The sequence below is a fragment of the Cyanobacterium sp. uoEpiScrs1 genome (assembly GCF_947331815.1).
Taxonomy (GTDB): domain Bacteria; phylum Cyanobacteriota; class Cyanobacteriia; order Cyanobacteriales; family Microcystaceae; genus Rippkaea.
Window position 1 is genome coordinate 960,566 of the sequence record NZ_OX373462.1, and the last position, 24,931, is coordinate 985,496.

Sequence of the window (24,931 nt, forward strand, 5' to 3'; positions counted from 1 at the left end):
TAGTATTTTTTGAATCACTGGATAAATATGTGCTAAATTCTTGTTGATTTATAGACTATCACACTAAGATCATAGTACAATTCACGTTGTTATGTCATCAGTTCTAAAAACTTTTTTATTAATTTTTTAGGGCAAAAGAAGATTATTTGTTATAGTCGAGCAAAGCCAAATTACACTTTGGATCTCCTTGAGACCTGGCTTGTGGTAAAATATAGTTACACCGAGCCTAGTATAGCAGACTGATAGCCGTAAATTTAGGACAATAACAGAAGTTATCAGTATCGCATAACATGTTAGAAAAGAACTGAAGTTTAGTTTGATAAAATAGCACACTCACTCAGAATGTAGACCATCATTGAACTACCTAAAATATAAAGCTTAACTTTTTAATTTTTACTTCTTGAGTTAGTCATAAGCAAATACAGAGTTTAGAAATATACTTTTATTAATTGATACAGGTTAATAACTTACTTTCCTAGCTTTTATACTAGATAAATTCTTGTGTTTAGATAAAAAAACAATATTATTGGTAATAATGTTCTATTATTAAGGTATTAAGTAAACATTCAAGAATCTCAAAATAAAGAGAAAATCTAACAAAAAATTACTATATTAAACTCTTCTTTTAAGAACTAACAACTGAAACTATATTTAGATTTAAAAAAAATCAAGAGGAACTCAAAATGAAATATAGATACCGAATAAATCCTAGCTTGCTATATTTAGTCGGACTGTTAGGTATTTATAGCCCTGTGAATGCTAACTTAATGAGCGATCTCACGATTGAAATTACCGGATTTGGGGAACGTCGTGGACAGCTTTGTTTTAGTTTATTTTCAAGTAGTCAAGGTTTCCCTGATAGTAAGAAAGATGCAATTGAAAGTGAATGTGTAAAAATTACCAATAATCCTATGCGAGTAACATTCAATAACCTACCATCAAAAACCTATGCTGTGGCAGTTTTTTTAGATCATAATGAGGATGGGAAACTTAATCGTAATTTTATGGGGATTCCTACAGAAAAATTTGGATTTTCTAGTAATCCAGTAATTAAGAGTGGCCCTCCTAAGTTTGGAGAGTCGGCTATTTTGGTAGTTGGTAGAAATATGAATATTAAAATTAAATTACAATCTATTTTGTAATTTAATTTTAATATTCATATTTTTATGATTACTATGTAGTTTAGCTATAGTGTTTAATTTATTTATATGAGAATTATTGTAAAAATAAGCTACTTAAATAAATTACTTTGAATTTAAATTGAAAAAATAAATAATTTTACATCTTCATCTTTAAAAGTGCTGATATTATTATTCCGGACATTAACTTATGTATTTATTGGTAATTTATCAAAAATGAAATAATAAAACTAAGATGACTAACAAAATTTATGTAGATAAATATTTAGTTTTATCTCCTTATTTTTAAAATTTAAATACTATCAAAAATTTTTAATTTATTAACTCAATAATTTCATTATTTTATTTAATAAAGTCATAAAATTAGTATATAAACACTAAGCAACTAAGCATTCTTACTGTGAACTAACTGATTTAAAACCACTATAAATCTTCTTTGTGTAGAAGGAAATTACTTACTTAATATAAGTAAATATTTTAGTTGATATATTTTTTTAAAAAATTAAAATTTGTCCTATTTTCTATGAAATATATACTGTTGATTTTGATAAAATAAAGAAGAAATTAAATATGACTTTTAAAGAAAAATTGAAAATAGTTATGTCTTTAGTATCATGAGTTTTTAAGATATTTAAATCTGCTTTCCAGCTTATTCCCCAACACTTTACAGTCTATTAAAACTATTTTTGCAACTCAACTAAATAGTTTTATTAATATAAATTTATAGTATTGTAGCAAATTATTGTTTCCCCAAATAATAATAACAATAATCGACTTTGATTTAAGTCTAACTTACTGTATTTGATAGGAATTTATATATTATTTCCTATTGATTATATCTGCATCCTCGGCTAAAAAATAACTAATCATAAGATCTATATCTTAACTCTAATACAGAATATAGTTTTATATGTCAAACTATAAATATTTATTTTTAACTTTTTAGAATCCTCCATGGACTTAATGATGATTTTATCCTATCATCCATTTGTACTTCCGTATTTCTGAAAAAAAGTTATTGTATAAAACATATACAAATTTTATATATAATATAGAAACAACTTCTGTAATACAACAAAAACTAAGTCGTTAAGTATTTAACCTCAAAGATATATTTTATATAAAGTTTCAAACTATATTTCTTTAGATGAAACAATAAATTACCGTGTATTCCCCTTTAACTGTACTTTGTGGTATTAACACCGAAAAACTATCACTCCGTACTAAGTGATTTCCTAAATATTAAGAAGAAACTATCTCTTTAAAAAAATAGCCAAAACTAGATTATGGACTGTTTTTTTTCAGAATGGAGAAATTTAGTCTAACTGTTGATAATTTTCGACAAAAATTGAATAAGTCATTTTCGATTACTTTTTCCAAATTAAATTGAGCATTATAAGAATCAAGAATCATAATCGTAACAGTAGTAGTTCCTAACCCGACATTCTTAAATCAAGAAAAAGTAAATCATTTCTGTACTATTAGTTATCAATGGTGTCAAAATTCATTTTATTTACAGGTGCTCTAACAAAATCAAATAAAAGGTTAGTCTTGTCTAAGAATATATTTTTGTTTATTAACTTATTACAAAATTTCTGTTAAGATAATTCGAACATATGACTTAATTTTTGCTAAAAACATACTTATGTTCAATTGGTTTTCTCGTAAAATTGAAACGTCTGCTAAATCTCAAGAATCAAAATCTATTGAAGAAAAAACTCTTTCTTATTCCTCACAAACCGAAGCACAAATCCCGGAAGAAACATCCTCATTAAGTCAAGAGGATTATCTGACTTGGGCTAAGTCTGCTTATCAAAGTATTCAACAGAGAAAAGAAGAGTCTAAATCAAAAATAACTGATACTGAAACTGACTTACAACCAAGAGAAAACATAGAAATACAGTCTGGGACAACGACTAAAACTTCAACAACAGAAGTTCTTGAAGAACCTACTTCTGTTGAAAAACAAACAACACCTGCTTGGACACAAAAATCTAATCGATTAGAAATTCTTAAGGAAACAGCGATAGAGACGGAAAAGATAGAAGAAGCCGGATTAGCCTTTGATGAAGAATTTGTCTGGTCAGTCAAAGTTCTTGCTGCTCAAGGCCGCGCACCTGAAGATATTTCCGCCGAAGAGATTAACTGGCTAAAACGACTACGTCAAGGGCTAGGTAAAACCCGTCGGGGACTAGTCAACAAACTAAAGGCAGTTGTTGGTCAAGGACCACTCAATCAGGACGCAGTAACAGAAATTGAAGCTTTATTGTTGCAAGCGGATGTAGGGTTAGAGGCTACTGATCATATTATTTCAGCCCTACAAAGTAGACTTCGCGAAGAGACATTACCCCCTGAACAGGCAATCGCTTATCTTAAAGAAATTCTACGCGATATTCTTGACGCTCCTCTAAAACAAATAAGGAATCTTGGATTTGCCCCTGAAAAGAATACTCTCAATATTTGGTTAATGACAGGAGTTAATGGTGCAGGTAAAACAACCACTATTGGAAAACTAGCTCATTTGTCCCAACAATCTGGTTATAGCTGCATCATCGCGGCAGCAGATACTTTTCGAGCAGCAGCAGTGGAACAGGTAAAAGTGTGGGGTCGGAGGAGTAATACTCTAGTTATCGCTAACCCAAGTAAAAATACAGATCCGGCGGCGGTAGTATTTGACGGAATTGTAGCTGCTCAATCTCGTCAGATAGAACTTTTGTTAGTAGATACAGCAGGACGATTACAAAACAAAAAGAATCTGATGGAAGAGTTATCTAAAATTAGACGAATTATTGACAAAAAAGCTCCCAATGCCCAAGTTGAAGCTTTACTAGTTCTCGATGCTACATTGGGGCAAAATGGACTACGTCAAGCTGAGGTTTTTTCTAAATCAGCAAATTTAACAGGGGTAGTTTTAACAAAATTGGATGGGACCGCTAAAGGTGGGGTAGCATTGGCCGTTTCTCAAAAACTTCATTTACCCATTCGCTTTATCAGTGCAGGAGAAGAAATTGAAGATTTACGTCCCTTTTCTAGTTACGAATTTGTAGAAGCTTTACTTAATGTTTGACATCAATTTTAATTTTTTGGTAAGTATTTTGTTTACTAATATTAAGTATTAAGCGCAAAAAGATACTTTATATATCCATTTGTGCCAAATATTAAATATTGCTAGTAAAGTCAATTAAAATGATCTAGTCGTTATTTAAATACACAAAATACTGATAGTATTTATCATTTTGAAATTTTTAAGAACAATTATGAAATATTAACATTTAATAATAATCTAAAAATATTTGCTGCACATAGGACTAACAATCTTGTTCCTTTGTCAAAATAGACAACAGACCATTTTACTCGTTCAGATAAATATTTTTAGTTTTTGTTTTCATATATTGTAGGAGTATTTTCAATATATATATTTAAAGATTTTTAAATTATTTTTATTGTACATATTAGAATTTAAAAATTAAGGTAGCCATTTAGGACGAAATCCAATTAAAGGTAATTCTTTCAATTCCACTTGAGTACTAGAATTATTCTGTTCTGGTGGAATTAGCAGCCATAATTGTCCTCCAATAATTGCTTCTCCTGAATTACTAGTCAACTTATCATTAAAAATGGGATTATCACTAGTTATAATCTGGTCAAATAAAAGAGCCAAACCATCGGGAGCTAAACTAATATTTATATCCCGATAATCAGATAGAGTTGCCAAAGGCATCATAGCTCCTGTTTTAATATCAAACTTTGCGAAATAAGGTTGTTCTTTGTATTCTTCAGTATCTACTAACTCAGTTAGCAAACAGTAAATAATAGTTCCCCTTAAATTAAATTGACAATCAATGATGGATCCTTCAGTCGTTAGAAGTTCCTTTTGTACTCCTTGGTTATTAACATAAAAAAGCGATCTCATATAACGCAAGTTAGCATCATCTGTATTGAAATCCACCATAGCTGCCGCCGAGCCATTAGGAGCAAAACTAAGTAATTGTCCAAATTTTGGTAGAAAATCTAAAGGTTCAGCTCGAGGTTCTAAGGGCAGGATTCCAATCCCTTCTCCTCTGGCTACTGCTAAAGTTTGACTGTCAGGGGTGATGGAAAATTCTCCGCCTGTAACCTTTAATCGTTCTGGTTTGTCCCCAGATTTTAGCATCCATAAGTCAAAATCAGCCGGATTTTGGCGGTTAACTCGTTGTATTACAATAATTTTTCCATCATTCGATAAATCAAACTGGTTGTTTTGATAGTCTTTATTATCAAGTATCAGTTCTGTTTTCCCGGGTTGGTTAGCTGTAGGGTTATCTACCCCATTATCAACTCCTGTTGTTACCTTATACAGTTGCAATTCTCGTAATCCTTCAATTCCTCGTCCTTGAGGTGCAGCAGAAAAGAGAATGTAATCACCTTGGGGATAAAATTCGAAATTAATGACAACTAGTTCTTTCGGAGTAAGAATTCGTTTGTTCTGTCGAGTTAAATTATAAAAAACTAGTCTTCCCTCCTCTTCGCCCTGAGTTCCAATATAAGCTAAAGCACGATCACGACTTTGAAACTCTCCTACAAATGGTTCCATCACTTCCCCTGGTTGTCCTTGTTGTCTAAATCGCTCCTTGGCACCAGAAAGATAAATTTGATAGGTTTGTCCATAGGGAGCTGAGTTTTTTAAAGTGTAAGCTAGTCGTCGTCCAGCCCAACTAAACTTACCAGGAACAGGAGGATCAATTACTAAATTATTTTCAACACTAACGGTATCCATCGGGCGATTAAAGGTTAGAATAAATGCCCGATCTTTTGCCCCAATTTGCTTGTTTTGCCAAGTAAAACTTTTGACTCGAGGCCCTTTCTTAAAAAAACATTGACTTCCACAGTTATTTTCTCCTATTATTAGACCTCCAATTACAAACATTAAAGCCGTCATTATAAATAAAGAAATTTTGTCAATAGGTCGCAATACTAACTTATTCATAAGAATATGGTCAAACAACAATTAATTTCTTTTCAAGAAAGTTGTGAGTATGTTTAATATCCATAAGGAGAATCAGGAGTAGGAATAGTTTTAATAGATGTAGCTTCTAACACTAATTGGCGTTTTTTTATAGGAGTTTCTTTCATGGTTTGTGTATCAACTTTCAGAGTTTCTGTTATCATTAGTGCCTCTACCTCTAGCCAAGTATCAGGAGGATAAGTATTACGATCACTCTTTAATTTTAAAGGCAACCCTACTGGATAGGCATCTACTGCACAACAAGTAATAATAAAACGACTTAGGAAAACATAATTTCTAGGTAAAATAGAGGAGTGAACCACAAACCCTGTGACTTTAGCCTTTTGTCCTTCATAGGCGTCAGGTTCAGGATAAGCATTCAATGTACGGATCCATTCAATAAGAGATCTTTCCTCTGGTTTGAGAGTGGATCTGAAGATTTGGGTTTGGGTTCGAGTGACGGGCAAAGATTCGGAAATTCCCCTCTGTAATGCCATTTTACTATTGAAAATAGTTGGGGGAATCATTAGTCCAGCGATAGCTGTCACAATTAGTAAACTACTGCTCCACACTGGAGGAAACAACGTCACATGTTGGACTGCCTTAAAATTTGTAGAAGTGGTGTTTTTTCTGCGTAAACTTTTGATAAATTGTGAAATTTTAAACCCAGTTAATATAAATAGAATGACGCTGGTAACGAAAACCAGCCAAAAGTAATTAGGATGGATCAATAACTTTAATTGTCCAGTTGCCCAATATTTAAACAATAAAATCGTCCAGGCTAGCAAGGCTAACACATCTAACCCTGGTATAATAAATTTTCGAGAAGATTTTAATTTTGAAATAAAAGTCATTACTAAATTGATATTATTTGATTAAGCATTGCTTTGATTTTAGAAGAAATAACTATGATTTAAGGCTAAGATAAAGGTCAATTGAGCAATTAAGACAAATAAATAGATCAGCATTCTAGGTTTAAAGATTGAAAGCATTAAGCCGATCGCTTTGATATCAATCATAGGGCCAAAAACCAAAAACGCCAGCAAAGAACTAGTTGTAAAAGTAGATGCAAAGGAAAGGGCAAAAAAAGAATCTACTGTTGAACAAATAGACACAATTGCTGCTAGAAGCATCATAGCTATGATAGAACTAATGGTTCCTTGACCCAAACTAAGAATGATTTCACGAGGGACAAAGACCTGTAAAGAAGCTGCAATCGCACTCCCCAAAATTAACATTCCTCCCAATTCTCTTAATTCTTGTATGATATTATCTGATATCAATTGAAGTCGTTGACTTAAGTTTGAAGCCAAATCTGTAGATAAAGCAGTAGGAGAAGCAGCCATATCCCCAATTGATAAGGGTTTTCCTGGCTTATCAAGTAAAAAAGTGCCTGACTGCAGCAATGTTAAGCTATCTTGACGCAAGCCTTTTTGAACTGACAAATTTTTTTTACTTGTCTGATGAAGTAATTTAGTAACTCGTTTGGATAAAAACGGTTGCAACAAAGGACGGGGATCTTTTTGAACGCTAAAAACACAGCCCATGATCACAGCAATGGTTAAAGAAAATATAATCCGAAAAATGACAATTTCTGGTTGTCCTCGAAAAGCTATCCAAGTTGACCAAACAACAATAGGATTGATAGTCGGGGCAGCTAACAGAAAACCAATAGCTGTGGAGGTAGGTATTCCCTTCATCAATAATCGTCGCGCTACTGGGACATTTCCACATTCACATACAGGAAATAAAAAACCAATACAACTGCCTGCTAACGCTCCTAGAAAAGGGTTTTTAGGCAATATTTCGATTAATTTCTCTTCATCAATCAATAATAGTAAGCTGCTTGATAGTAATACTCCTAATAGAAGAAAGGGAAAAGCTTCTACTAGCAGGCTAAGAAATAATGTAAAAGCGTTATACAGTTGACTCATTATCAGTGATTCGAAGGTTTCTTTAGACTTAACTTATCCTAAACCTTAATGGATATGAGTACCTTGACAAAAATTAAAATTACTACACTTTTAAAGTGATATCTCTCTTGCAAAAAATTTTGGATTTGGCAATAAATAATAATAAAATTTTGACTTAAAGTTAGAACTTATTGGAACTATTTTGTCTTTTTTAGCAATCAGTAGCTTGAAAACTCGATCTTTTGCGGCAGGTTTATTCCTTCGCATCATACGTTCCGGCACTTCCTATTATCTGTTCCCTAATTAGTTTATTAGAGAACCCGGTGCCAGACAAACTTATAGCTGAGGTTAGGTGTCAATAAAATGTTAATTTCCCATGGCCTTCCACCTTACCTTACCGAGAATGCTCTTAATAACATAATAGGATTTAAGGGAGAAAAGCGTGTCAAATTTCCAGCAGGGGCAGAACGAGAAATTTGTAGATTTAATACCTGATAATCCCAAGATCTTCTTCTAAACCAGTCTATAGCAATAGCTAAGTTTTCCAATGTTGCTAATGCCATAACTAAGATTCCATCCTCAGCCAACTTATCTTTACAAACTTCTAAGATTGAAATAATATCTCCTCCACTCCCTCCCATAAAGATGCGATCTGGTTGAGGTAAGTCAACTAGAATGTCAGGGGCTTGTCCGCAAATGGGGACAACATTAAAAGTTTTAAAACGCTGGCAATTTTTTTCAATCAATACAATTCCGACTGCTGTTTTTTCTAAGGCATATATTTTAGAATCCGGACATAATCTAGCGACTTCAACAGATACGGAGCCTGTTCCTGCACCAATATCCCAAACAATTTGTTTGTTTTGCAAGGCTAATTCTCCCAGAATATTAATGCGCATTTCTCGTTTGGTAATTAATCCTGGTCGATCTTTGAAGGTAGAAAATAAGTGATCTGGTAAGCCAAACAAAGGTAAATTACTAAAGTTAACTTCTAAAAAGTTGTTCAAAGGCTTATGTAAGGCAACAACTATATTAAGAGAGGCAAATTCAGTAGTTTTTTTTTCTGCTAATTCCTCGGCAGAAAAAGACTGTATTTTTTCAGTACTATTTCCTAAATCTTCACATACCCAAAATTCATAGTGGCAAGGTAAATTTAAACTAAGATAAAGATGAGCAATTACGGATGGATTATTATTGTGGTCCGTCAAGATAGCAATTTTGTCAACTCCCTCTTTAAACACAGTAATTAACTCATCTGTTTCTCGACCGTGAACACTGATAACTTCAGCATCTTGCCAGGGTATTTTTAGACGATTAAATGCTAATTGAATACTACTGATATTAGGGTAAAATTGCAAATCTTTTGCGGAAAAATATCCTATTAAAAGTCGTCCTAGTCCAAAAAAAAATGGATCTCCACTTACTAAAATCACAATATGATGGTGATTGTCTCTTACCTGATTAATCTTTTTAATCAATTCGAGTAAGTCCCCAATCACTATTGTTTGAGCAGGGTGGTTAGGAAAGTAGCTCAGGTGCCGTTCGCTTCCAATCAATAGTGTAGCTTTATGGACAATCTCTTGGACTGGTTTAGTCAGTCCTATTATTCCATCTAAACCAATTCCTATTACTTTAATCATAATTATCTTAAAAAAGATAAACTATATATTTATTGACTATTTTGCTGATAAGCCAAAATCAATAAAGTATTGAGAATAGCAGAAGCAACTGTTGATCCTCCTTTACGACCTTCAACTCTGATTTGAGGAATGCCAGTGTTAGCTAACATTTCTTTTGAGTCAACCACAGAAACAAAACCAACAGGACAGCCGATGATTAAGGCTGGTTTAAACCTAGAGGTAGTCAATTCTTGACACAAAGCGATTAAAGCAGTAGGGGCATTTCCAATTACATAAATAGCTTGAGGGTATTGATTAAAACAAGTTAACAATCCAGTTTCAGTACGAGTTTTCCCAGGTAAGACACTGCTGACCTGTTCTATGGCGCTAATAATAGGATTTTGAAATGTTTGATTGACTAAGGTGGAGATTCCTCGCTCTATCATTGTAACATCAGTTATGATGGGTCTTTTTTTAGGCAAATACTCAATAGCTTGAGTAATTGCATCAGGACTAAATTTAAGTAAATCAATAAAATCAAAATCTGCTGTAGTATGGATAACACGACGAGCGATCTCGTATTCAAATTTATTCAGATCATGATCTCCTATTTCGTGATCAATAATCGCAAAACTTTTGTCAACAATTGGATTATTAAATTGTTGAGTCATTGTTAATAAAACCTCTATGGGTAAATTCAAAAGACTTTACAAATAATCAAAATTCTTAGAGCTACTCAAATAGACTTAAAAGAATTAGTAAGTAATCCACAGAAATAGACTTTTCTTATGTTGCGGTATCTACTTTAAGATCATCTTATCATTGTTATTTTGATAAGTATTCTTTTAATAGAAACAGAGTTAAACCATTCTAACGATTCTTTATAATATGTCAGTGTTTTCCACTCCTGATACCTATGTTACTAGGGACAGAATTAAACAAGTTTCTATTAATACCTCTCACAAGACTATCCTATCTATATCCATGACACAACGGCTAAAATTGATTAGCTGTAGGAAAGGAATAGGAATAGTTTTTAACGTTCTTGGAGACGTACAATTGTGTTGAGTCGGTTCATTACTGTGGATATAATCAGATTGACAATAAGATAGGTTATCATGACAACTAACAACATTTCTACAGCTCTTCCAGTCTGATTAGAAACAGTATTAGCAACAGCATAAATATCATTGTAACCAATAGCGACTGCTAGACTAGAATTTTTAGCCAGGTTAAGAAATTCACTTGTTAATGGCGGAATCATAACCCGTAATGCTTGGGGAAAAATCACTAACCGCATCGACAAACCTGAGTTAAGTCCTAATGCTTTAGCTGCCTCCCATTGCCCTTTAGATACTGACTGAATACCTGCTCTAACGCTTTCAGCGATAAAAGCTGCTGTGTAAATAGTTAATCCTAATAACAATGTAGCAAATTCAGGGGATAGATTTAATCCCCCTTGAATGAGATTGATATCACTGTCATACTGAGGTAACTGCCAATCAATACCAAAGATAAAAGTTAATGAGATAAGAGTTAATATACCAAACAATATCCCCTTATAAAGTCGTTCTTTTTTTTCCAACGTAACTATAATCTTATATCTTTTATTCCATACTAATCCTATTAAAAAACTATTGAAGATAATAAACCCCAGAACTAAAAAAGTTTGTAAACTACCTAAAGGACGGGGAAGGTAAATTCCTTGATTGGAGAAAAAAATTAGATCCCAAAAATTACCAGGTTCATAAATTTTAGGGAATTTTAGAAAAACGGCAAAATACCAAAAAAATAATTGTAATAATAAGGGGGTGTTCCGTAAAATTTCAACGTAAATTGAAGCAATTTTGCGAACTAACCAATTATCAGAGAGTCTTCCTAATCCAACAGTAATGCCTATGATAGAAGATAAAATAATACCACCAATCATTACTCTTAAGGAATTGAGTAATCCTACTAGAATAGCTCTGCCATAGGAATCAGTAGAACTATAGGGAATCAAAGAGTCAGAAATACTAAAAGATGCTGTGCGATCAGAATCAATTAAAAAAAATAATCCGAAATTCAATCCTAATCTTTTAAAGTTATTAATTAAATTAGTACCCAAAGTCAGGACAATTAATCCTAGCATTAGGACAACAAATACCTGAAATACAATCTTGAGAAAACGGGAGTCCCGCCATAATGGTATTTTTTCTTTATCAATCATTTTAGTTAGTGGTTGGTAATTTATGGTGAATAGTTTTACTATCACTAATAGCCCTCAAGCACAGTACTTCTTAAATTAAGAAGTTAATAGTAAAATAGCTTCAACATCAACTATTAAATATTGACTCTCAACTATGTACGACACCCTATCGAAACGGTGGAGAATATAGCAAGCCGCCATCAGTCCAAAGTTTATTAAGTCCCCGCTCCAATCCCAATGGCCGACCGATGTTGCGTTCATAAATTTCGCCATAATTTCCGACATGCTTAATAATACGGAATGTGAAATCATTAGGTAACCCCATGTCCTCGCCTAATTTATTATCTAGCCCTAAAAACCTTCTGATATTAGGATCTTCACTAGATTCAAAGGTCTCTATATTGTCAGACATAATGCCAAATTCCTCTGCTTGCATAGTAGCGAAAGTGATCCACTTTACTGCATCAAACCAATCAGAATCCCCATCGGCGACAACTGGACCGAGTGGTTCCTTAGACATAAAAACATTCAGTATAACATGATTATCTTTTTGAGGAAAAACAGAACGACGAGTTACTAATTGAGATAGATCTGAAGTAACTGCCTCACAGCGACCTTCTTGATAGGCGGCATAAAGGGCGTCTACATCATCAGAGATAACGGAATTGTAATTTTTTACTCCCCGTTTACGCATCTGATCAGCTAAATTTTGTTCTGTAGTAGTTCCAGCCAGAACACAAATTGATTTAGCTTCTAAATCTTCTAATTTAGTTGCCCCACTAGCTTTAGTCACCATAATACCTTGACCGTCATAAAAAACTGTAGGGGCGAATGCTACACCGACCGAAGTATCTCGACTCACCGTCCAACTAGTATTACGATTTAGAACATCTACCTCTCCGGACTGAACAGCAGTAAAGCGTTCTTGTGCGCTAAGCTTACGGTACTCAACTTTGGAGGAATCATCAAACAAAGCTGCTGCGATTGCCCGACATATATCTACGTCCAAACCAGAATATTGCCCATTTTCATCCACAAAACTAAATCCTGGAACCTCTCCATTAACCCCACATATTAGATTTCCTCGTTTTTTAATCATTGCTAAACGACTTCTGTCGGGATCGCTTTTCCCTTCTTTTGTAGTATTTTGAGTAGTTCTTTGCCCATCTCCACAAGCCGTCAAGGGAACTACTGAACATAGAGTAGCCAGAAGGAAGGACAGCCATTTAGCCATAAACCGGGTTTGCTTAGACATTTGTTATTTCTAAATATTGATGTAATGTATCGATACCAATTATCCATTAAAATGATTCAAAGAAACCTTCAGCTTTGCACTGAATTAGATTTTAAAGTAATTTAACAGCGATATCACAGTAAGAATTGTCTTTTAATTTAAACGACTATAGAGTTCTATCGACAGTTCAATACGATATAAAAAGTATAATGGACAAGTAGCAGTACTATTTTCTATCTAATACGCCAATAATTGAATCAATAAAGATAAATATTTAGGTAATCGGTTCCAATACCTAGGATATGGTAACCACTGTTAATTTTTGCGAGTAATCTGTTCTGACTATACTATCGTGTAGTGTATATGTTTTGAAGTATCTTTGATGAGATTCATATGGATAGATTCTAATTAAAGAACAAGAATTATATTGCAGATAGTAATACTATAATTGCTTTCACATCAATAAACTTAGATTAGTAATCTTCATAATACAACCACACTTTTAGTCCGTTTATAGATCTTTTAGAATAGCTATGACAACATTGTATATAATTACAATTTTGCAATAGTTTTAATATTTGAAATACTAGATTTTCTAAGAGACTTAAAAATTATTGACCAGCAATTAGTCATACTTGGGCTAGAAAAGTCATATTCATTAACTCTAGGATAGGTAGGTGATTAGATTCTATATATATTTATAAAATTTTGTTTCTATTTCTCCTGCTGTATCTTAACCATGGCATTTTGAATTTGTTGTTTTAAAGTTTTGTCTCCCTGTGCCTTTTCAGTCATAGTATTAAATTTACTTGCAGTTAATCCACGTTGTTTTGCAAGAGTTTTAGAATTATTACAAAAATCAACGGCAATTTTTTGCACTTCATTAGGTAATTTTCTAAAACTCTTAGGACGATCACAAGCAATTTCTGGGGGGGGATCATCAACAATATCTTCAATTTTTTGATATGCGATTTGACGTTGAGACTCTATAGTTAACACAATTCTAGCATAATTAATAATATCGGTTTCAGTGATCTCCGAAATTGACGACGGATCTTGTCGAGAAAAGGTAGGAACAATATTACATCCGTGGAGGATACCGATAAGTGCTAGTAAACTAGCCATTAAAGAACGAGTCAATGTTCTGTTCAAATTCAATAGGGAACAGTGAATAAACACCATGCGCGTTAACCGTCAAGTATATAATTCTATCGAAATCCCCGCCCGGATTTCTTCTTTTTTTGAATTATTTTAAGCATTATAAGTTCCTGTGATCTCCAAGAGAAACTGAGACCACATAATTCAACAATTCTCCTGTCACTAACTATCTGTGTAATTCTCAATTTTTTATCTTTTTCTATGAATTACTTAAATAATCCTTCATTAACGACTTTTACCGACACTCAAAAGACTTCGTTTATCCATACTCCCGTTTTATCACAAGAAGTCATTACTGGATTGAAAATTTGTCCAGGAGGACATTATCTAGACGCTACAGTAGGAAGTGGTGGACACAGCTCCTTAATCTTAACTGCTTTTCAGGATGTACGGATAACTGCTATTGATCGAGATCAACAGGCAATTGCGGCAGCAACTGCTAATTTAAAAAAATTTGGGCAAGAACGAGTTAGGTTTTGGCAAGGAAATTTTGCCAATTATCCGGGAGAAAAAGCAGAATTTTCAGGTATTATTGCCGACCTAGGGGTTAGCTCACCTCAACTCGATTTTCCTGAACGAGGATTTAGTTTTAATCATGAAGCTTCTCTAGATATGAGAATGGATCAAACTCAATTTCTAACGGCGGACGAAATTATTAACCATTGGGAAGAAAAGTCTTTAGCTGAGCTTTTTTATAATTATGGAGAAGAACGACGATCACGACTTATTGCTAAGCGCATCGTACAGCAAAGACCATTTTTGACTACCACCCAATTAGCCCAGGCCATTGCTTACACAGTTCCTCCCAAATACCGTTATGGACGTATTCATCCTGCTACTCGTATTTTTCAAGCGTTAAGAATTGCAGTAAATGAGGAACTTGTGTCTTTAGAAAAATTTTTAGAGCGAGTTCCCCAATGGCTAAAACCTGAAGGACAGATCGGAATTATCAGTTTTCACAGTCTCGAAGATCGTATTGTAAAACATCGTTTTCGTGACTCTTCAACTTTGACAGTCATCACAAAAAAACCAATTACTGCTCAACCAGAAGAAAAAGCTAGAAACCCCCGTTCCCGTTCAGCTAAACTCCGATTTTCTCAACGAATATAAGATTGGGAAGAATTGAATATTTATACTTAAATCTATAACAAGTGGTTAAAATACTTAATAGCTTAAGCCTTAACTACTCATCGAGAGATTTATCTTTAACTCCACGAACAATACGGGAAAGTTCGTTTTTTTCATCAATGGTAATTCGAGTAGGAGAACCACTGATAATACCTTCATAATTGCGAAATGAGCCTTGAATTCTTGGACCACCTTGATCAATAGTGTATTCTCTAATCCCTTTATCATGCCAAGAACCACGCATTTTGAAGACATTAATTGCTCTAGACATCTCACCTCTAATCTCTACATATTGCAGCATAAGAATAGTATCAGTAATAGTAGAAATATGAGATTCTGTAATAGAATGCGATCCCATAAATTGATCAGTTGTATTGGTAAAAAAACCTGTAATTTCCTCTTGTTTTGCGTAACCTGTTACCCCAATTACAAATTGACGAAAAGCGTTATTAGTAACTCCTCTTGCCAATGCTGAAAGAGAATCAATGGCAATCCTCGATGGTTTAAATTCAGAAATTTCTGATTTAATTATTTGTAAATGATCTTCTAATCCAGCAGATTCTGGATAGCTACATATTAATTTTAATAGTCCCCTCTGTTCCATTTCTTCAAAATCAATTCCCCAGGAAAAAGCATTTCGAGATAATTGGGCACGAGATTCTTCATAAGCGAATAAAATTGACCTTTCTTCTTTACGACACCCCTCTTCTAAAAATTTACTTACTAATAAAGTTTTACCAGTTCCTGTTGCTCCAGTTGCCAGAATAATTGAGTCTTTAAAAAATCCTCCTCCACACATTTCATCAAGAGTTTTAATTCCAGAAGAAGCTCGAGTATTTGAAGAACGTTGAGTAAGTCGCATAGCTCCTAACGGAAAAATATTAACTCCATCATTAGTAATAGTGAAAGGATACTCTCCTTTCATATGGGTTGTTCCGCGCAGTTTAAGAATTTCAACTGTTCTTCGACGACGTTCCCCTTCTAAAACATTTCTTAAAATAACTACATTATCAGAGACGAATTCTTCTACCCCAAAGCGAGCGATCTGCCCATATTCTTCCACCCGTTCCGTAGTCATGATTGAAGTGACCCCTAACAGTTTTAACCGCGCTACTAAACGGAAAATCTCTCGACGTACCACGGATGCTGCATCGTATTGCTGGAAAACAGCTGTTACCGAGTCAATAGAAACCAGTTTTGCTTTATACTTGCGAATTGCATATTGAATACGTTCAATTAGGGCCGACAAATCAAAATTTCCTACCACTTCTTGTCCATCAGGATCAGGGGAAGCGTCAAGAATAAATAGTTTACCTTTATCAATTATTTCTTGTAAATTCCAACCAAAACTACAGGCATTTTGAATAACATCTGCTGGTGATTCCTCAAATGTTACAAATAATCCTGGATGATCAAAATATTTAATCCCATGATAGAGAAATTGAATTGCTAGTAGTGTTTTACCAGTTCCTGAAGTTCCACTCACTAGGGAGGTTCTTCCCATAGGAAGTCCACCATGGCTAATTTCATCAAACCCTTCAATCATAGTTCGAATTTTACGAACTCCTTTAGAAGGTAACTTTTCTAATGTCTGCCTGTTAGGAAGAGGTTCATTCATTTTTTATTTATTGACTATTTTTATTAAAGATTAATGTTAATTTAACATGTGAATATGTGCAAGTTTGCCTTAATACCGTAACAAATAACATCTTGATTTCTTTTGCTAATTATCTTCTCTTTCTCTCATTTCTTCATATAGAAGATCTAAGCCAATAAGAACTTTTTCTCTATCTGAAAGATCACCTATAATTTTACGAACAGGGGAAGGTAAAATTTTAGCTAAAGTTGGCGTTGCTAAAATTTTATCTTCCTCAGCTAATTGAGGGTTTTTTAGTACATCAATAACTTTAAGGGCATAAACTCCTTTAAATTCATCTTCTAGAATATTTTTTAGTATTTTTAAAGCTTTTATAGAATTAGTGGTATTGCCTGCCACATAAAGTTTAAGAACATAGGTTTTTTTGAAATTTATCATAAGCTAAAGATTAGAGCATTTTAATATAAAAAATGTTATTTATATTATTTGAAAATATTTTTAATGTGATTGTAGTACAGTTACGTGTTAGTAACAATAAAACAAAGGATTAAAGTATAACGTAGCAAGTTTTTAGAGATGCAAAAGACTTGGCGTTTACAAAAGTTAAAGTTTTAGAGCTTATCAGCCACTATCATATCTAGCTTTAAGGAAGATATTTTTAAAATTTCTCAAATACCAAATCTATCTAGGAAAATATATTAACTATAAAGATTTTCTCTGGGAACTGAACGACGATACATTTCTCCCAAATGTGCTAGTATGTCAATGATAGTTAAGCGGTAATCTAAAAGAATTTCGTCACTGCGACCTTCTATTCTAAGTTGCTGGGAAAACTCATCGATTAACTCCATATGAATTTCTAAAACTTTAGAAATTGCAATATCTGCAAAAAAAGCCTTATTAACAAACTGATCAATAAACTGGTTAATCTCAGTCTCATTACTAAAGTAATTAAGAATAATCTTTCGATATTCCTCAGTTAAATGCTTGATAAGTTCCTCTTTTTGCACCTTAGAAAGGTTTCGAAAAAAATGTTTAGGGTTTCTCTTATAAAAAACTCCTAAATAGCCAAGTCTTTCCTTAAGCTTTTCTGCTAACCGACGTTGTTGCAAGAGTAAAAAACTTAATTGTTCATCGGAAACCAATTTTTCGGGCGGAAAAACTGGGCTTTTCACTAATGAACAACTTGGTCCTAAATGTAAAAACTGCGCAATAGCTAGCTCAAGAGATTTCTCTACATTATCCAATGTGGCTACTGGCTGTCTTACTTCTGCACTATGATATAGGCATGTTAGGGCTTCAACTTTTTCCGGAAGAGTGTCGAAGTTTAACTCTGGTTCAATAATAACCACCGGAAGTAAAGTCCCTTGTTCGTAAAGTTGATTAAACAAAGGAGAGACTGTAGTATCTCGGAAAATAACGAGACAGTCGATTTGTCCACCATGACTGTTTACTAAATCTAGTAACTCCTGAGAAGAGTCAACTAGTTGAATAGAATAAGACTTACTACTCAGAATGTTCTTCAAATTCTGGGCAACACGGTGGTCACTGATATAGAGACAAATTGATAATCTAGATTGCAAGGTTTTAAGACTTAAGAGCTAGGTTATTAGAGAGTTATTAAAAAACAAACCGAAGAGTATCAGTAACTCCCCAGTATAAAAGTTAACATAAATATCATCAAATTAGATAACTTAAGTTCTTTGACTAAACTATCTTAAGGATAATTAGGTTACCATTTAATGATCGACTCTTTTCAGTTGTTCATTGTCAAAATTCTTTTTGTCTTAAATAAATAGGAGCAAATAAGTATATTCTTAAAACTGTAGTTTAAAAATAGTAATTGCCAAATATAAAGACAAATACAGTTGCAATATCTTTATTGTTTACCTTCTACGTCAACAATAAAGATATTGGGTTAGCTTTACTTAATTAACGAAAGAGTAATATAGTTAAAAATTATCGTATCAGTTTTTTGTACAGACAATAAACCGTTCAATGAAAGTATTTTATATTAAAGATATAAGTAATTCTATTATTTTTATACTATACAAAAATATTTTAGGTCATTTATATTTGATATTTACACAAATATTGGATGTTAAATTTGAAGTATTTTTAGTTAAAAATAGTAAATGATAATTAGCAATATCTAATGTTTTCGTTTGTGTCGTATAGCATAATCTCAACAACTTGATAGTTACGAGAATCAAATTTTAAAGTGATGTCACTGACAGTTGATCTAGATAAGCCATCGGTCTTTGTACAATTAGATATTTGCAAACTTATTTTAAGAATTGTAACTATTTGTAATTTACAAGTCTTTAAAGACCATTAATCAAGGCAAGATTAAAATAGAGGGTAGAAACATCTATCTTGGGTTTGGACAGAATCACTCGTTAGGCCGAATGCTGACCCTAAAACAATTCTTGCACCCTGTCCCGATTTGCCAGTCTACTATCACTATTTCAGAGATCACTACTTTATTTTGCTCGGGGGACTACGAGGGAATAGTAATAGTAGATTATAATCAAGAGCCATTAGGTTTAGTCTCTGCCCATTATCTTCTTTCGATCTCGCCACTTCTACAACAGTCTTTTGAGGCTACGCCTTCATTGTCTAGAGTTTCTAAAAACGGTGGACAAGTATCACAATCATTAAAATTGGATAATCTGGAGGACTTGTTAACTCCTTTAGTACTTATTCCCTATACTCTTAAATTAACAGACTTTTATGCCTATTTAAAAGATAAAAATATTGATCCAGGAATTCCTCATACCTATGGACTTGTGGATGATAATGAAAGTTTTCAGGGACTTCTCGATAGCAGGAAACTGCTGAAAGCTCTTTTAACTAAAACAATCCCTGTTGCCCCTCAGCTGTTTCCCTCGTATACCTCAGGATCGTCACTATTTAAATTATTAGAGCAGTTTCCCTTACCCGTTATGTTGCAAACAAAACAGGGAAATATGATAAAACAAAATCGTACTTGGCGCGAGCAAATAGGAGAATTGATTCCCCCCAATGATGTTAGTGATTGTCCTTTGTCAGAGCAGGAACTACAATGTTTTTCGAAGCAAGTCTTTTCCGTTGCCCAAACTCTTGCTTTCAACTGTCCCTCCCCTTGCTGTTTAGCAGATCATTCTTCTCCAACGACTTATCTTTCTTGTTCTCAACGGTTCCAATCTGTTCCTGAGAAACAAAAGTCTCAGAATTCCCTAACCGGTACCAATTCTTTATTGTCCTCTTCTAGATCATTAGTCAACCATAATCTAGGAAAAAAAAGAGTTTGGAAATTTATTAGTTGTCCTTTAACTATAAAAGATAGAGAAATTTCTTTAGTTTTAGCCACTGATGTCACAGAACAGCAAAGACTGTATCAAGAATTAGCGGCAAAAAATGCTGACCTAGTTCAGCTTAATCGCCTCAAAGATGAATTCCTTGCTTGTATTAGCCACGAGTTAAAGTCTCCCCTTACAGCAGTGGTGGGGCTGTCAAGTCTTTTAAGAGAACAAAAAGTCGGTAAACTCAATTCTCGTCAAGTTCACTATGCTCAGTCAATTTACCGCAGTGGGCGTCAATTAATGACCATAGTGAACGATTTACTAGATCTAACTCACTTAGAGACGGGACAGCTAAAGCTAACGTTTATTCCACTTAATATTCAAAGTGTATGTGAACGAGCTTACCATTTCATTGCTGAGAAATATCGGGAAAGAACCAATAATTCTATATCTTTTTCCCTGGAGATAGAACCAGGATTAAAATTTTTATTAGCTGATGAACTGCGTTTACATCAGATGTTGGTACATCTGTTGGATAATGCTATGAAATTCAGCAAATCTGGCGGAGCAGTTGGGATAAAAGTCGGTCATTGGGAAGATTGGGTTACGTTCAACGTTTGGGATACAGGTATTGGTATTCCTGAAGAGTCCCAACACTTGATCTTCCAAAAATTCCAACAATTAGAAAATCCGTTAACTCGTAAAATTGAGGGAACTGGATTAGGATTGGTACTAACTCAACGTTTAGCAAGAGCTCATGGAGGTGAGATTTCTTTTATTTCCAAGGCAGGACAGGGTAGTCAGTTTACATTGTTGTTACCCCTCAATGCTAAATCTCAAAATAATGAACATCATCAATCTTCTCCGACCCTTTATCCCTTAGTATTAATCGTAGAAGCTATTCCTCAATGCATCGAAAATTTAATGTATAAACTGAGTGAATTAGGCTATCGGACAGTAATCGCTCGAACTGGAACAGAAGCAGTGGAAAAAGCTAGACGGTTACGTCCCTATGCTGTTTTGCTAAATCCTATATTACCTTTACTATCGGGATGGGATGTATTGACGTTACTTAAATCTGATCCCCAAACTCGGAAGATTCGCGTCTTTATGACAACCACTGAGAATTGTCAGTCTTTAAAAGAACCACACCAAGCAGACGGCTTTTTATCGGTTCCCCTTGATTCATCAGTTTTAAAAAAAATTTTTAAGAAAGTTAATACTCTCAAAAATACTTCTGATCGTGTTTTAACCCTATTAACCCTTTGTCCTAACTGTCCCGATAGTAAGACTTACTCTGTTTTATGCGCCCCTCTGGATCGAGGTCTAACAGATTCATCCTCTCAATCCAATCATCGTATTCTCGAAGGCGATGATCTCGAACAAGCACAAATATTAACCAATGTTTGGCAAATAGATGTGGTGGTCATAGATGGCCGTTACCTTGATGATCCAACCGATTACGTGCAATCTCTTTCTGAACAACCCAGATTAGCTAAGTTACCCTTAGTAACCTTAGATTTGAAAACAACTGAGGCAGCCAATCGAATTAACAATTTATCTGTCTTCCCTTGTTTGATTCCTCATAATCAGCAAAATAGCAAACAATTATGGGAAGTTATTTACATTGCTGCCTCGAGTATGCTTTGATTCTAAACATTAAAATTTGATCACTGATAATATACGATAATAAGTTAAATTCTCTGATGTATTCTACTCCTAAGGACTCAATCAAATCTTTAGCTTTCGCATAGGGAACTACACACCGTAAATAGAGACGAACAGTTAAGTCTTAAAGGGATTCTGCAATGTCTTGGGGTGAGAGAAATGCGCTGAAGACTTAATAACCAAAATTGTGGTGAATTGGAGTACTTTCTCTTGTAGTAAATATACATCAAGCGCCAAGGTATTGTTATAACTTAATAAAAAGTCTGCACTTATTATTATTGCCAATAATCTAGCGCCCTAAATCATGCATTTCATTAATAGCAATAGCACATTTTTGGGTAACAGCCTCTAGTTCAGGGCGTTTGGTAGAGGTAGGGGGATCGATTATAGTTCCAATCCGGAGAGTAACAGGAACGGAAATGGGGATGCGCGCCCCTTTGGGTAGAATTTCATGAGTCCCCCATAAACAGACCGGAAGTAAAGGAAGTTGAGCTTTAGCAGCAATCATAGCCGCTCCCAATTTCGGTTTATGAATACGACCATCTATTGTACGAGTTCCTTCAAGGAAAATACCTGCAATCCATCCTTCTTTGAGGGCATTCAAGGCCGCTCGAATTGCTCCGCGATCACCTAAACTTCGTTTGACGGGATAGGCCCCATATAACTGAATTCCTTTTCTAAGGAAGGGAATATCAAATAACTCTTGTTTAGCCATAAACGCCACAGGACGACCAACTCCGCCGCCCAAAATAGGAGGATCAAAGTAACTAGCGTGGTTACTGACAATGATCAAAGGATTTTTTCGCGGAACATTTTCGATTCCATAGATTTTTCCTCGGAAATAAGTATAAAAAATCGGAGTAATAATAATTTCCTTAAATAAATAATAAAGAATTAGATTTGTAATAGTTTCTCGTTCACGAAATTCACTGTTAAGCATGGTGATTACTTATTTTCTCTTAATTTCTTTACTCTAATAAAACCACTCTATATTCTCATCAGTAAGTTCCTCATTAGATAAAGAGAGTGTAACATAACATCCAAATAATAGCTTAAATTCTTTATTTAGTAGAACTATTACTGCTTGAAGCTTGAGAGAGTATTTAAGAAAATTTGCTCGGTAAGCTACTTCGGTTTTTAGTTTAGTAATCACTTGTTATTATTTAGTTTACTGAATAGCAACTCCTTCGTTTTTTGAGCTGCACATAAGGATATTCAACTAAATACTTTTGCCATTTTAATTATGTCTTTTGAATGTCTGATTTAATATTTATAATCAATATTTATTGTTTTAAACTAATTTATACATTACTGATTTTTTGATAAGCTAATAATTGTAATGGCTTTGCAAAAGCATCTTTTTCTATTGAGCATGGCGAGAATAATAGTTTTTGAGAAAGAAAGTAACAAAGAATATTTTTTCTAGTTCATACTTATTTCCTTTATATTAACAACTTACTTTGCAATATCATAGATGGTAATTTTTTTATTATTAATTGTGAGCAAACTTAACTAAAACATAGTTTATAGCTAAGTACTTTATATAAAGTACTTAGCACTTCATTTTAAATAAAATTAAAAAGACAAAATTAACTATAGTAACTAATTTATACATATCTATTTTTCTAAAAATCAATATAATACAATCAAGTGAAGTATACACTTTTATAAAAAGCACTTGTAAAACTGTACTAATTTATGAATTTACTATCATTTGTCAAGTTCATTAACCGTACTTGTATTTCCTATTATTTGAGTGAAAATATTTATAAAGTACAGATTTATTAATAAAAAATATACAGTACAAGCTAGTACCTTTAAATTTTGTGCTAACGATAAATCTTTTGGATAGTAATTACATTAAAAATACTATCATGATGTTCCCAATCACTGTTGGTGTTCCTAATGACTGGAAAGTCTTGAATTAAAGAACTAATTATTAAGATTGTATTCTGAATTTTGAGAAAATGACTTAAGAAATTAATGAGTTATGATGGTATTAGTCTCTGTAAAAAAAATAATCTTGTTTGTATTTATATTAACTGTTATTTTTTGAGGTTGAGAATAATAGTCTAAATTTTTTATCATGGACCTACTGCGATCACTTCCAATTGGACTCTATCTCGAAAAACCGATTACTTGGTTACACCAACTCGATCCTAGAGTTAAGTTGGCTTGGTTAATGACGTTTCTGGCCTCTCCCATTTTAGCTAATCCTTTCTGGCAACTTGGAATCGTTGGAATTCTAATCTTATTGACCATAACCGTCGGGATTCCGTTAAGAGTGTGGCGACAACAGATGGGCTGGTTAATCATTCTTTCAATTCTTATACTTATAATCACAGCAATCGCCCCTGATGGTTTAGCAGTTAATGCCCAACCTCGACTCTTAGATAGCGATTTATCTCTGCCACAACCTACTAGTTATAACTATATTTTATTTGACAAAGGACGATTGATTACTCGTCGGTCTGTTGAGTTAGGAATTCGCATTAGTACTTTGATTTTCATTCTTATTTATAGCACTAACCTTTATCTTTTAACTACTGCTCCAGAAGAAATTACTGCTGGGTTAGAGGATTTATTAGAGCCTTTGCGTCGTTTTAAACTACCTATTACAGAAATCATGCTCACTTTAACTCTTTCGTTACGCTTTATTCCCCTCGTGTTGGAAGAGTTACAAAATTTAGCTAGATCAATCAGAACTAGGGCAATTAATTGGAAGAAATTAGGTATTAAGCGTAGTTTACAAGTCTGGCTAGTTGTAGTTGAGAAATTACTAGAAAACTTGCTACTACGAGCTGAAGAAATTGCTGTAGCAATGGAAATTAGGGGATTTACAAATCCTAATGAATATCGATCTCAATGGCATCAATTGCGTCTAATTCAATGGGATTGGGTTGCTTTAGCTATTTTGATTCCTTTTTGGTGGGCACGATTTGTTTTGGGAAAAATGTTTTGATATAAATAGAAGTTATAATACTCTAATTGAAGTATAGTTAATAGCTTGTATAAGCAT

General features: G+C 33.7%; 17 protein-coding genes. 5 read left to right on the top strand and 12 right to left on the bottom strand.

The window, feature by feature from the left end; genetic code table 11:
- Positions 1-683 precede the first annotated feature (683 nt).
- Positions 684-1,142 carry a DUF2141 domain-containing protein gene (locus OXU93_RS03330; RefSeq protein WP_267384462.1) on the top strand — a complete coding sequence of 153 codons (459 nt, stop codon included), beginning with the start codon at positions 684-686 and terminating at the stop codon, positions 1,140-1,142.
- A gap of 1,642 nt (positions 1,143-2,784) precedes the next feature.
- Complete coding sequence (ftsY, locus tag OXU93_RS03335; protein ID WP_267384463.1) at positions 2,785-4,206, top strand: signal recognition particle-docking protein FtsY; 1,422 nt, start codon at positions 2,785-2,787, stop codon at positions 4,204-4,206.
- Positions 4,207-4,605: 399 nt separating this feature from the next.
- Here ftsY and OXU93_RS03340 read toward each other — a convergent pair whose 3' ends face one another.
- The 8 genes from OXU93_RS03340 to OXU93_RS03375 all read right to left on the bottom strand — a co-directional run bounded on the left by OXU93_RS03340 (position 4,606) and on the right by OXU93_RS03375 (position 14,259).
- Positions 4,606-6,105 carry an Ig-like domain-containing protein gene (locus OXU93_RS03340; RefSeq protein WP_267384464.1) on the bottom strand — a complete coding sequence of 500 codons (1,500 nt, stop codon included), beginning with the start codon at positions 6,103-6,105 and terminating at the stop codon, positions 4,606-4,608.
- Between the two features lie 53 nt (positions 6,106-6,158).
- On the bottom strand, positions 6,159-6,977 hold the full coding sequence (locus OXU93_RS03345) for a TIGR03943 family putative permease subunit (protein WP_267384465.1): 819 nt from the start codon (positions 6,975-6,977) through the stop codon (positions 6,159-6,161).
- 39 nt (positions 6,978-7,016) lie between these two features.
- The gene (locus OXU93_RS03350) at positions 7,017-8,057 is read right to left on the bottom strand and encodes a permease (RefSeq protein WP_267384466.1); all 1,041 of its coding nucleotides are present in this window, start codon (positions 8,055-8,057) and stop codon (positions 7,017-7,019) included.
- 368 nt (positions 8,058-8,425) lie between these two features.
- Positions 8,426-9,676, bottom strand: coding sequence for a precorrin-6y C5,15-methyltransferase (decarboxylating) subunit CbiE (gene cbiE, locus OXU93_RS03355; protein ID WP_267384467.1), 1,251 nt, complete (start codon positions 9,674-9,676; stop codon positions 8,426-8,428).
- A 29-nt stretch (positions 9,677-9,705) separates the two neighbouring features.
- On the bottom strand, positions 9,706-10,326 hold the full coding sequence (locus OXU93_RS03360) for a cobalt-precorrin-8X methylmutase (RefSeq protein WP_267384468.1): 621 nt from the start codon (positions 10,324-10,326) through the stop codon (positions 9,706-9,708).
- A 365-nt stretch (positions 10,327-10,691) separates the two neighbouring features.
- Complete coding sequence (locus OXU93_RS03365) at positions 10,692-11,864, bottom strand: amino acid ABC transporter permease (RefSeq protein ID WP_267384469.1); 1,173 nt, start codon at positions 11,862-11,864, stop codon at positions 10,692-10,694.
- Between the two features lie 145 nt (positions 11,865-12,009).
- Positions 12,010-13,077 carry an amino acid ABC transporter substrate-binding protein gene (locus tag OXU93_RS03370; protein WP_267384771.1) on the bottom strand — a complete coding sequence of 356 codons (1,068 nt, stop codon included), beginning with the start codon at positions 13,075-13,077 and terminating at the stop codon, positions 12,010-12,012.
- Between the two features lie 714 nt (positions 13,078-13,791).
- Complete coding sequence (locus OXU93_RS03375; RefSeq protein WP_267384471.1) at positions 13,792-14,259, bottom strand: DUF4168 domain-containing protein; 468 nt, start codon at positions 14,257-14,259, stop codon at positions 13,792-13,794.
- Positions 14,260-14,436: 177 nt separating this feature from the next.
- Between OXU93_RS03375 and rsmH the strand changes: the two genes are divergently transcribed.
- A complete protein-coding gene (gene rsmH, locus OXU93_RS03380; RefSeq protein WP_267384472.1) occupies positions 14,437-15,345 on the top strand; it encodes a 16S rRNA (cytosine(1402)-N(4))-methyltransferase RsmH in 909 nt (302 codons plus the stop codon).
- 73 nt (positions 15,346-15,418) lie between these two features.
- Here rsmH and kaiC read toward each other — a convergent pair whose 3' ends face one another.
- From kaiC to OXU93_RS03395, 3 genes are all read right to left on the bottom strand, one after another.
- Positions 15,419-16,981 (bottom strand): circadian clock protein KaiC, encoded by a 1,563-nt coding sequence (gene kaiC / locus OXU93_RS03385; RefSeq protein WP_267384473.1) that lies wholly within the window; start codon positions 16,979-16,981, stop codon positions 15,419-15,421.
- Between the two features lie 105 nt (positions 16,982-17,086).
- Positions 17,087-17,398 (bottom strand): circadian clock protein KaiB, encoded by a 312-nt coding sequence (gene kaiB / locus OXU93_RS03390; RefSeq protein ID WP_267384474.1) that lies wholly within the window; start codon positions 17,396-17,398, stop codon positions 17,087-17,089.
- A 260-nt stretch (positions 17,399-17,658) separates the two neighbouring features.
- Positions 17,659-18,543 (bottom strand): circadian clock protein KaiA, encoded by an 885-nt coding sequence (locus OXU93_RS03395; protein ID WP_267384475.1) that lies wholly within the window; start codon positions 18,541-18,543, stop codon positions 17,659-17,661.
- 825 nt (positions 18,544-19,368) lie between these two features.
- On the opposite strand from OXU93_RS03395, the gene OXU93_RS03400 reads away from it, so the two are divergent.
- Positions 19,369-21,894 (top strand): hybrid sensor histidine kinase/response regulator, encoded by a 2,526-nt coding sequence (locus OXU93_RS03400; protein ID WP_267384476.1) that lies wholly within the window; start codon positions 19,369-19,371, stop codon positions 21,892-21,894.
- Positions 21,895-22,201: 307 nt separating this feature from the next.
- Here the strand turns inward: OXU93_RS03400 and OXU93_RS03405 are convergent, their stop codons facing one another.
- Positions 22,202-22,852, bottom strand: a complete 651-nt coding sequence (locus OXU93_RS03405) for a lysophospholipid acyltransferase family protein (protein ID WP_267384477.1) — start codon at positions 22,850-22,852, stop codon at positions 22,202-22,204.
- A 1,146-nt stretch (positions 22,853-23,998) separates the two neighbouring features.
- On the opposite strand from OXU93_RS03405, the gene OXU93_RS03410 reads away from it, so the two are divergent.
- Complete coding sequence (locus tag OXU93_RS03410; RefSeq protein ID WP_267384478.1) at positions 23,999-24,874, top strand: energy-coupling factor transporter transmembrane component T family protein; 876 nt, start codon at positions 23,999-24,001, stop codon at positions 24,872-24,874.
- Positions 24,875-24,931: the final 57 nt, after the last annotated feature.

Bases quoted from the DNA above. Each gene is read 5' to 3' on its own strand.
- OXU93_RS03345 (WP_267384465.1), bottom strand. From the start codon at position 6,977: ATGACTTTTATTTCAAAATTAAAATCTTCTCGAAAATTTATTATACCA.
- cbiE (WP_267384467.1), bottom strand. From the start codon at position 9,676: ATGATTAAAGTAATAGGAATTGGTTTAGATGGAATAATAGGACTGACT.
- OXU93_RS03330 (WP_267384462.1), top strand. From the start codon at position 684: ATGAAATATAGATACCGAATAAATCCTAGCTTGCTATATTTAGTCGGA.
- OXU93_RS03405 (WP_267384477.1), bottom strand. From the start codon at position 22,852: ATGCTTAACAGTGAATTTCGTGAACGAGAAACTATTACAAATCTAATT.
- OXU93_RS03350 (WP_267384466.1), bottom strand. From the start codon at position 8,057: ATGAGTCAACTGTATAACGCTTTTACATTATTTCTTAGCCTGCTAGTA.
- OXU93_RS03410 (WP_267384478.1), top strand. From the start codon at position 23,999: ATGGACCTACTGCGATCACTTCCAATTGGACTCTATCTCGAAAAACCG.
- ftsY (WP_267384463.1), top strand. From the start codon at position 2,785: ATGTTCAATTGGTTTTCTCGTAAAATTGAAACGTCTGCTAAATCTCAA.
- OXU93_RS03360 (WP_267384468.1), bottom strand. From the start codon at position 10,326: ATGACTCAACAATTTAATAATCCAATTGTTGACAAAAGTTTTGCGATT.
- rsmH (WP_267384472.1), top strand. From the start codon at position 14,437: ATGAATTACTTAAATAATCCTTCATTAACGACTTTTACCGACACTCAA.
- OXU93_RS03375 (WP_267384471.1), bottom strand. From the start codon at position 14,259: ATGGTGTTTATTCACTGTTCCCTATTGAATTTGAACAGAACATTGACT.
- OXU93_RS03340 (WP_267384464.1), bottom strand. From the start codon at position 6,105: ATGAATAAGTTAGTATTGCGACCTATTGACAAAATTTCTTTATTTATA.
- kaiB (WP_267384474.1), bottom strand. From the start codon at position 17,398: ATGATAAATTTCAAAAAAACCTATGTTCTTAAACTTTATGTGGCAGGC.
- OXU93_RS03400 (WP_267384476.1), top strand. From the start codon at position 19,369: ATGCTGACCCTAAAACAATTCTTGCACCCTGTCCCGATTTGCCAGTCT.
- OXU93_RS03370 (WP_267384771.1), bottom strand. From the start codon at position 13,077: ATGGCTAAATGGCTGTCCTTCCTTCTGGCTACTCTATGTTCAGTAGTT.
- kaiC (WP_267384473.1), bottom strand. From the start codon at position 16,981: ATGAATGAACCTCTTCCTAACAGGCAGACATTAGAAAAGTTACCTTCT.
- OXU93_RS03365 (WP_267384469.1), bottom strand. From the start codon at position 11,864: ATGATTGATAAAGAAAAAATACCATTATGGCGGGACTCCCGTTTTCTC.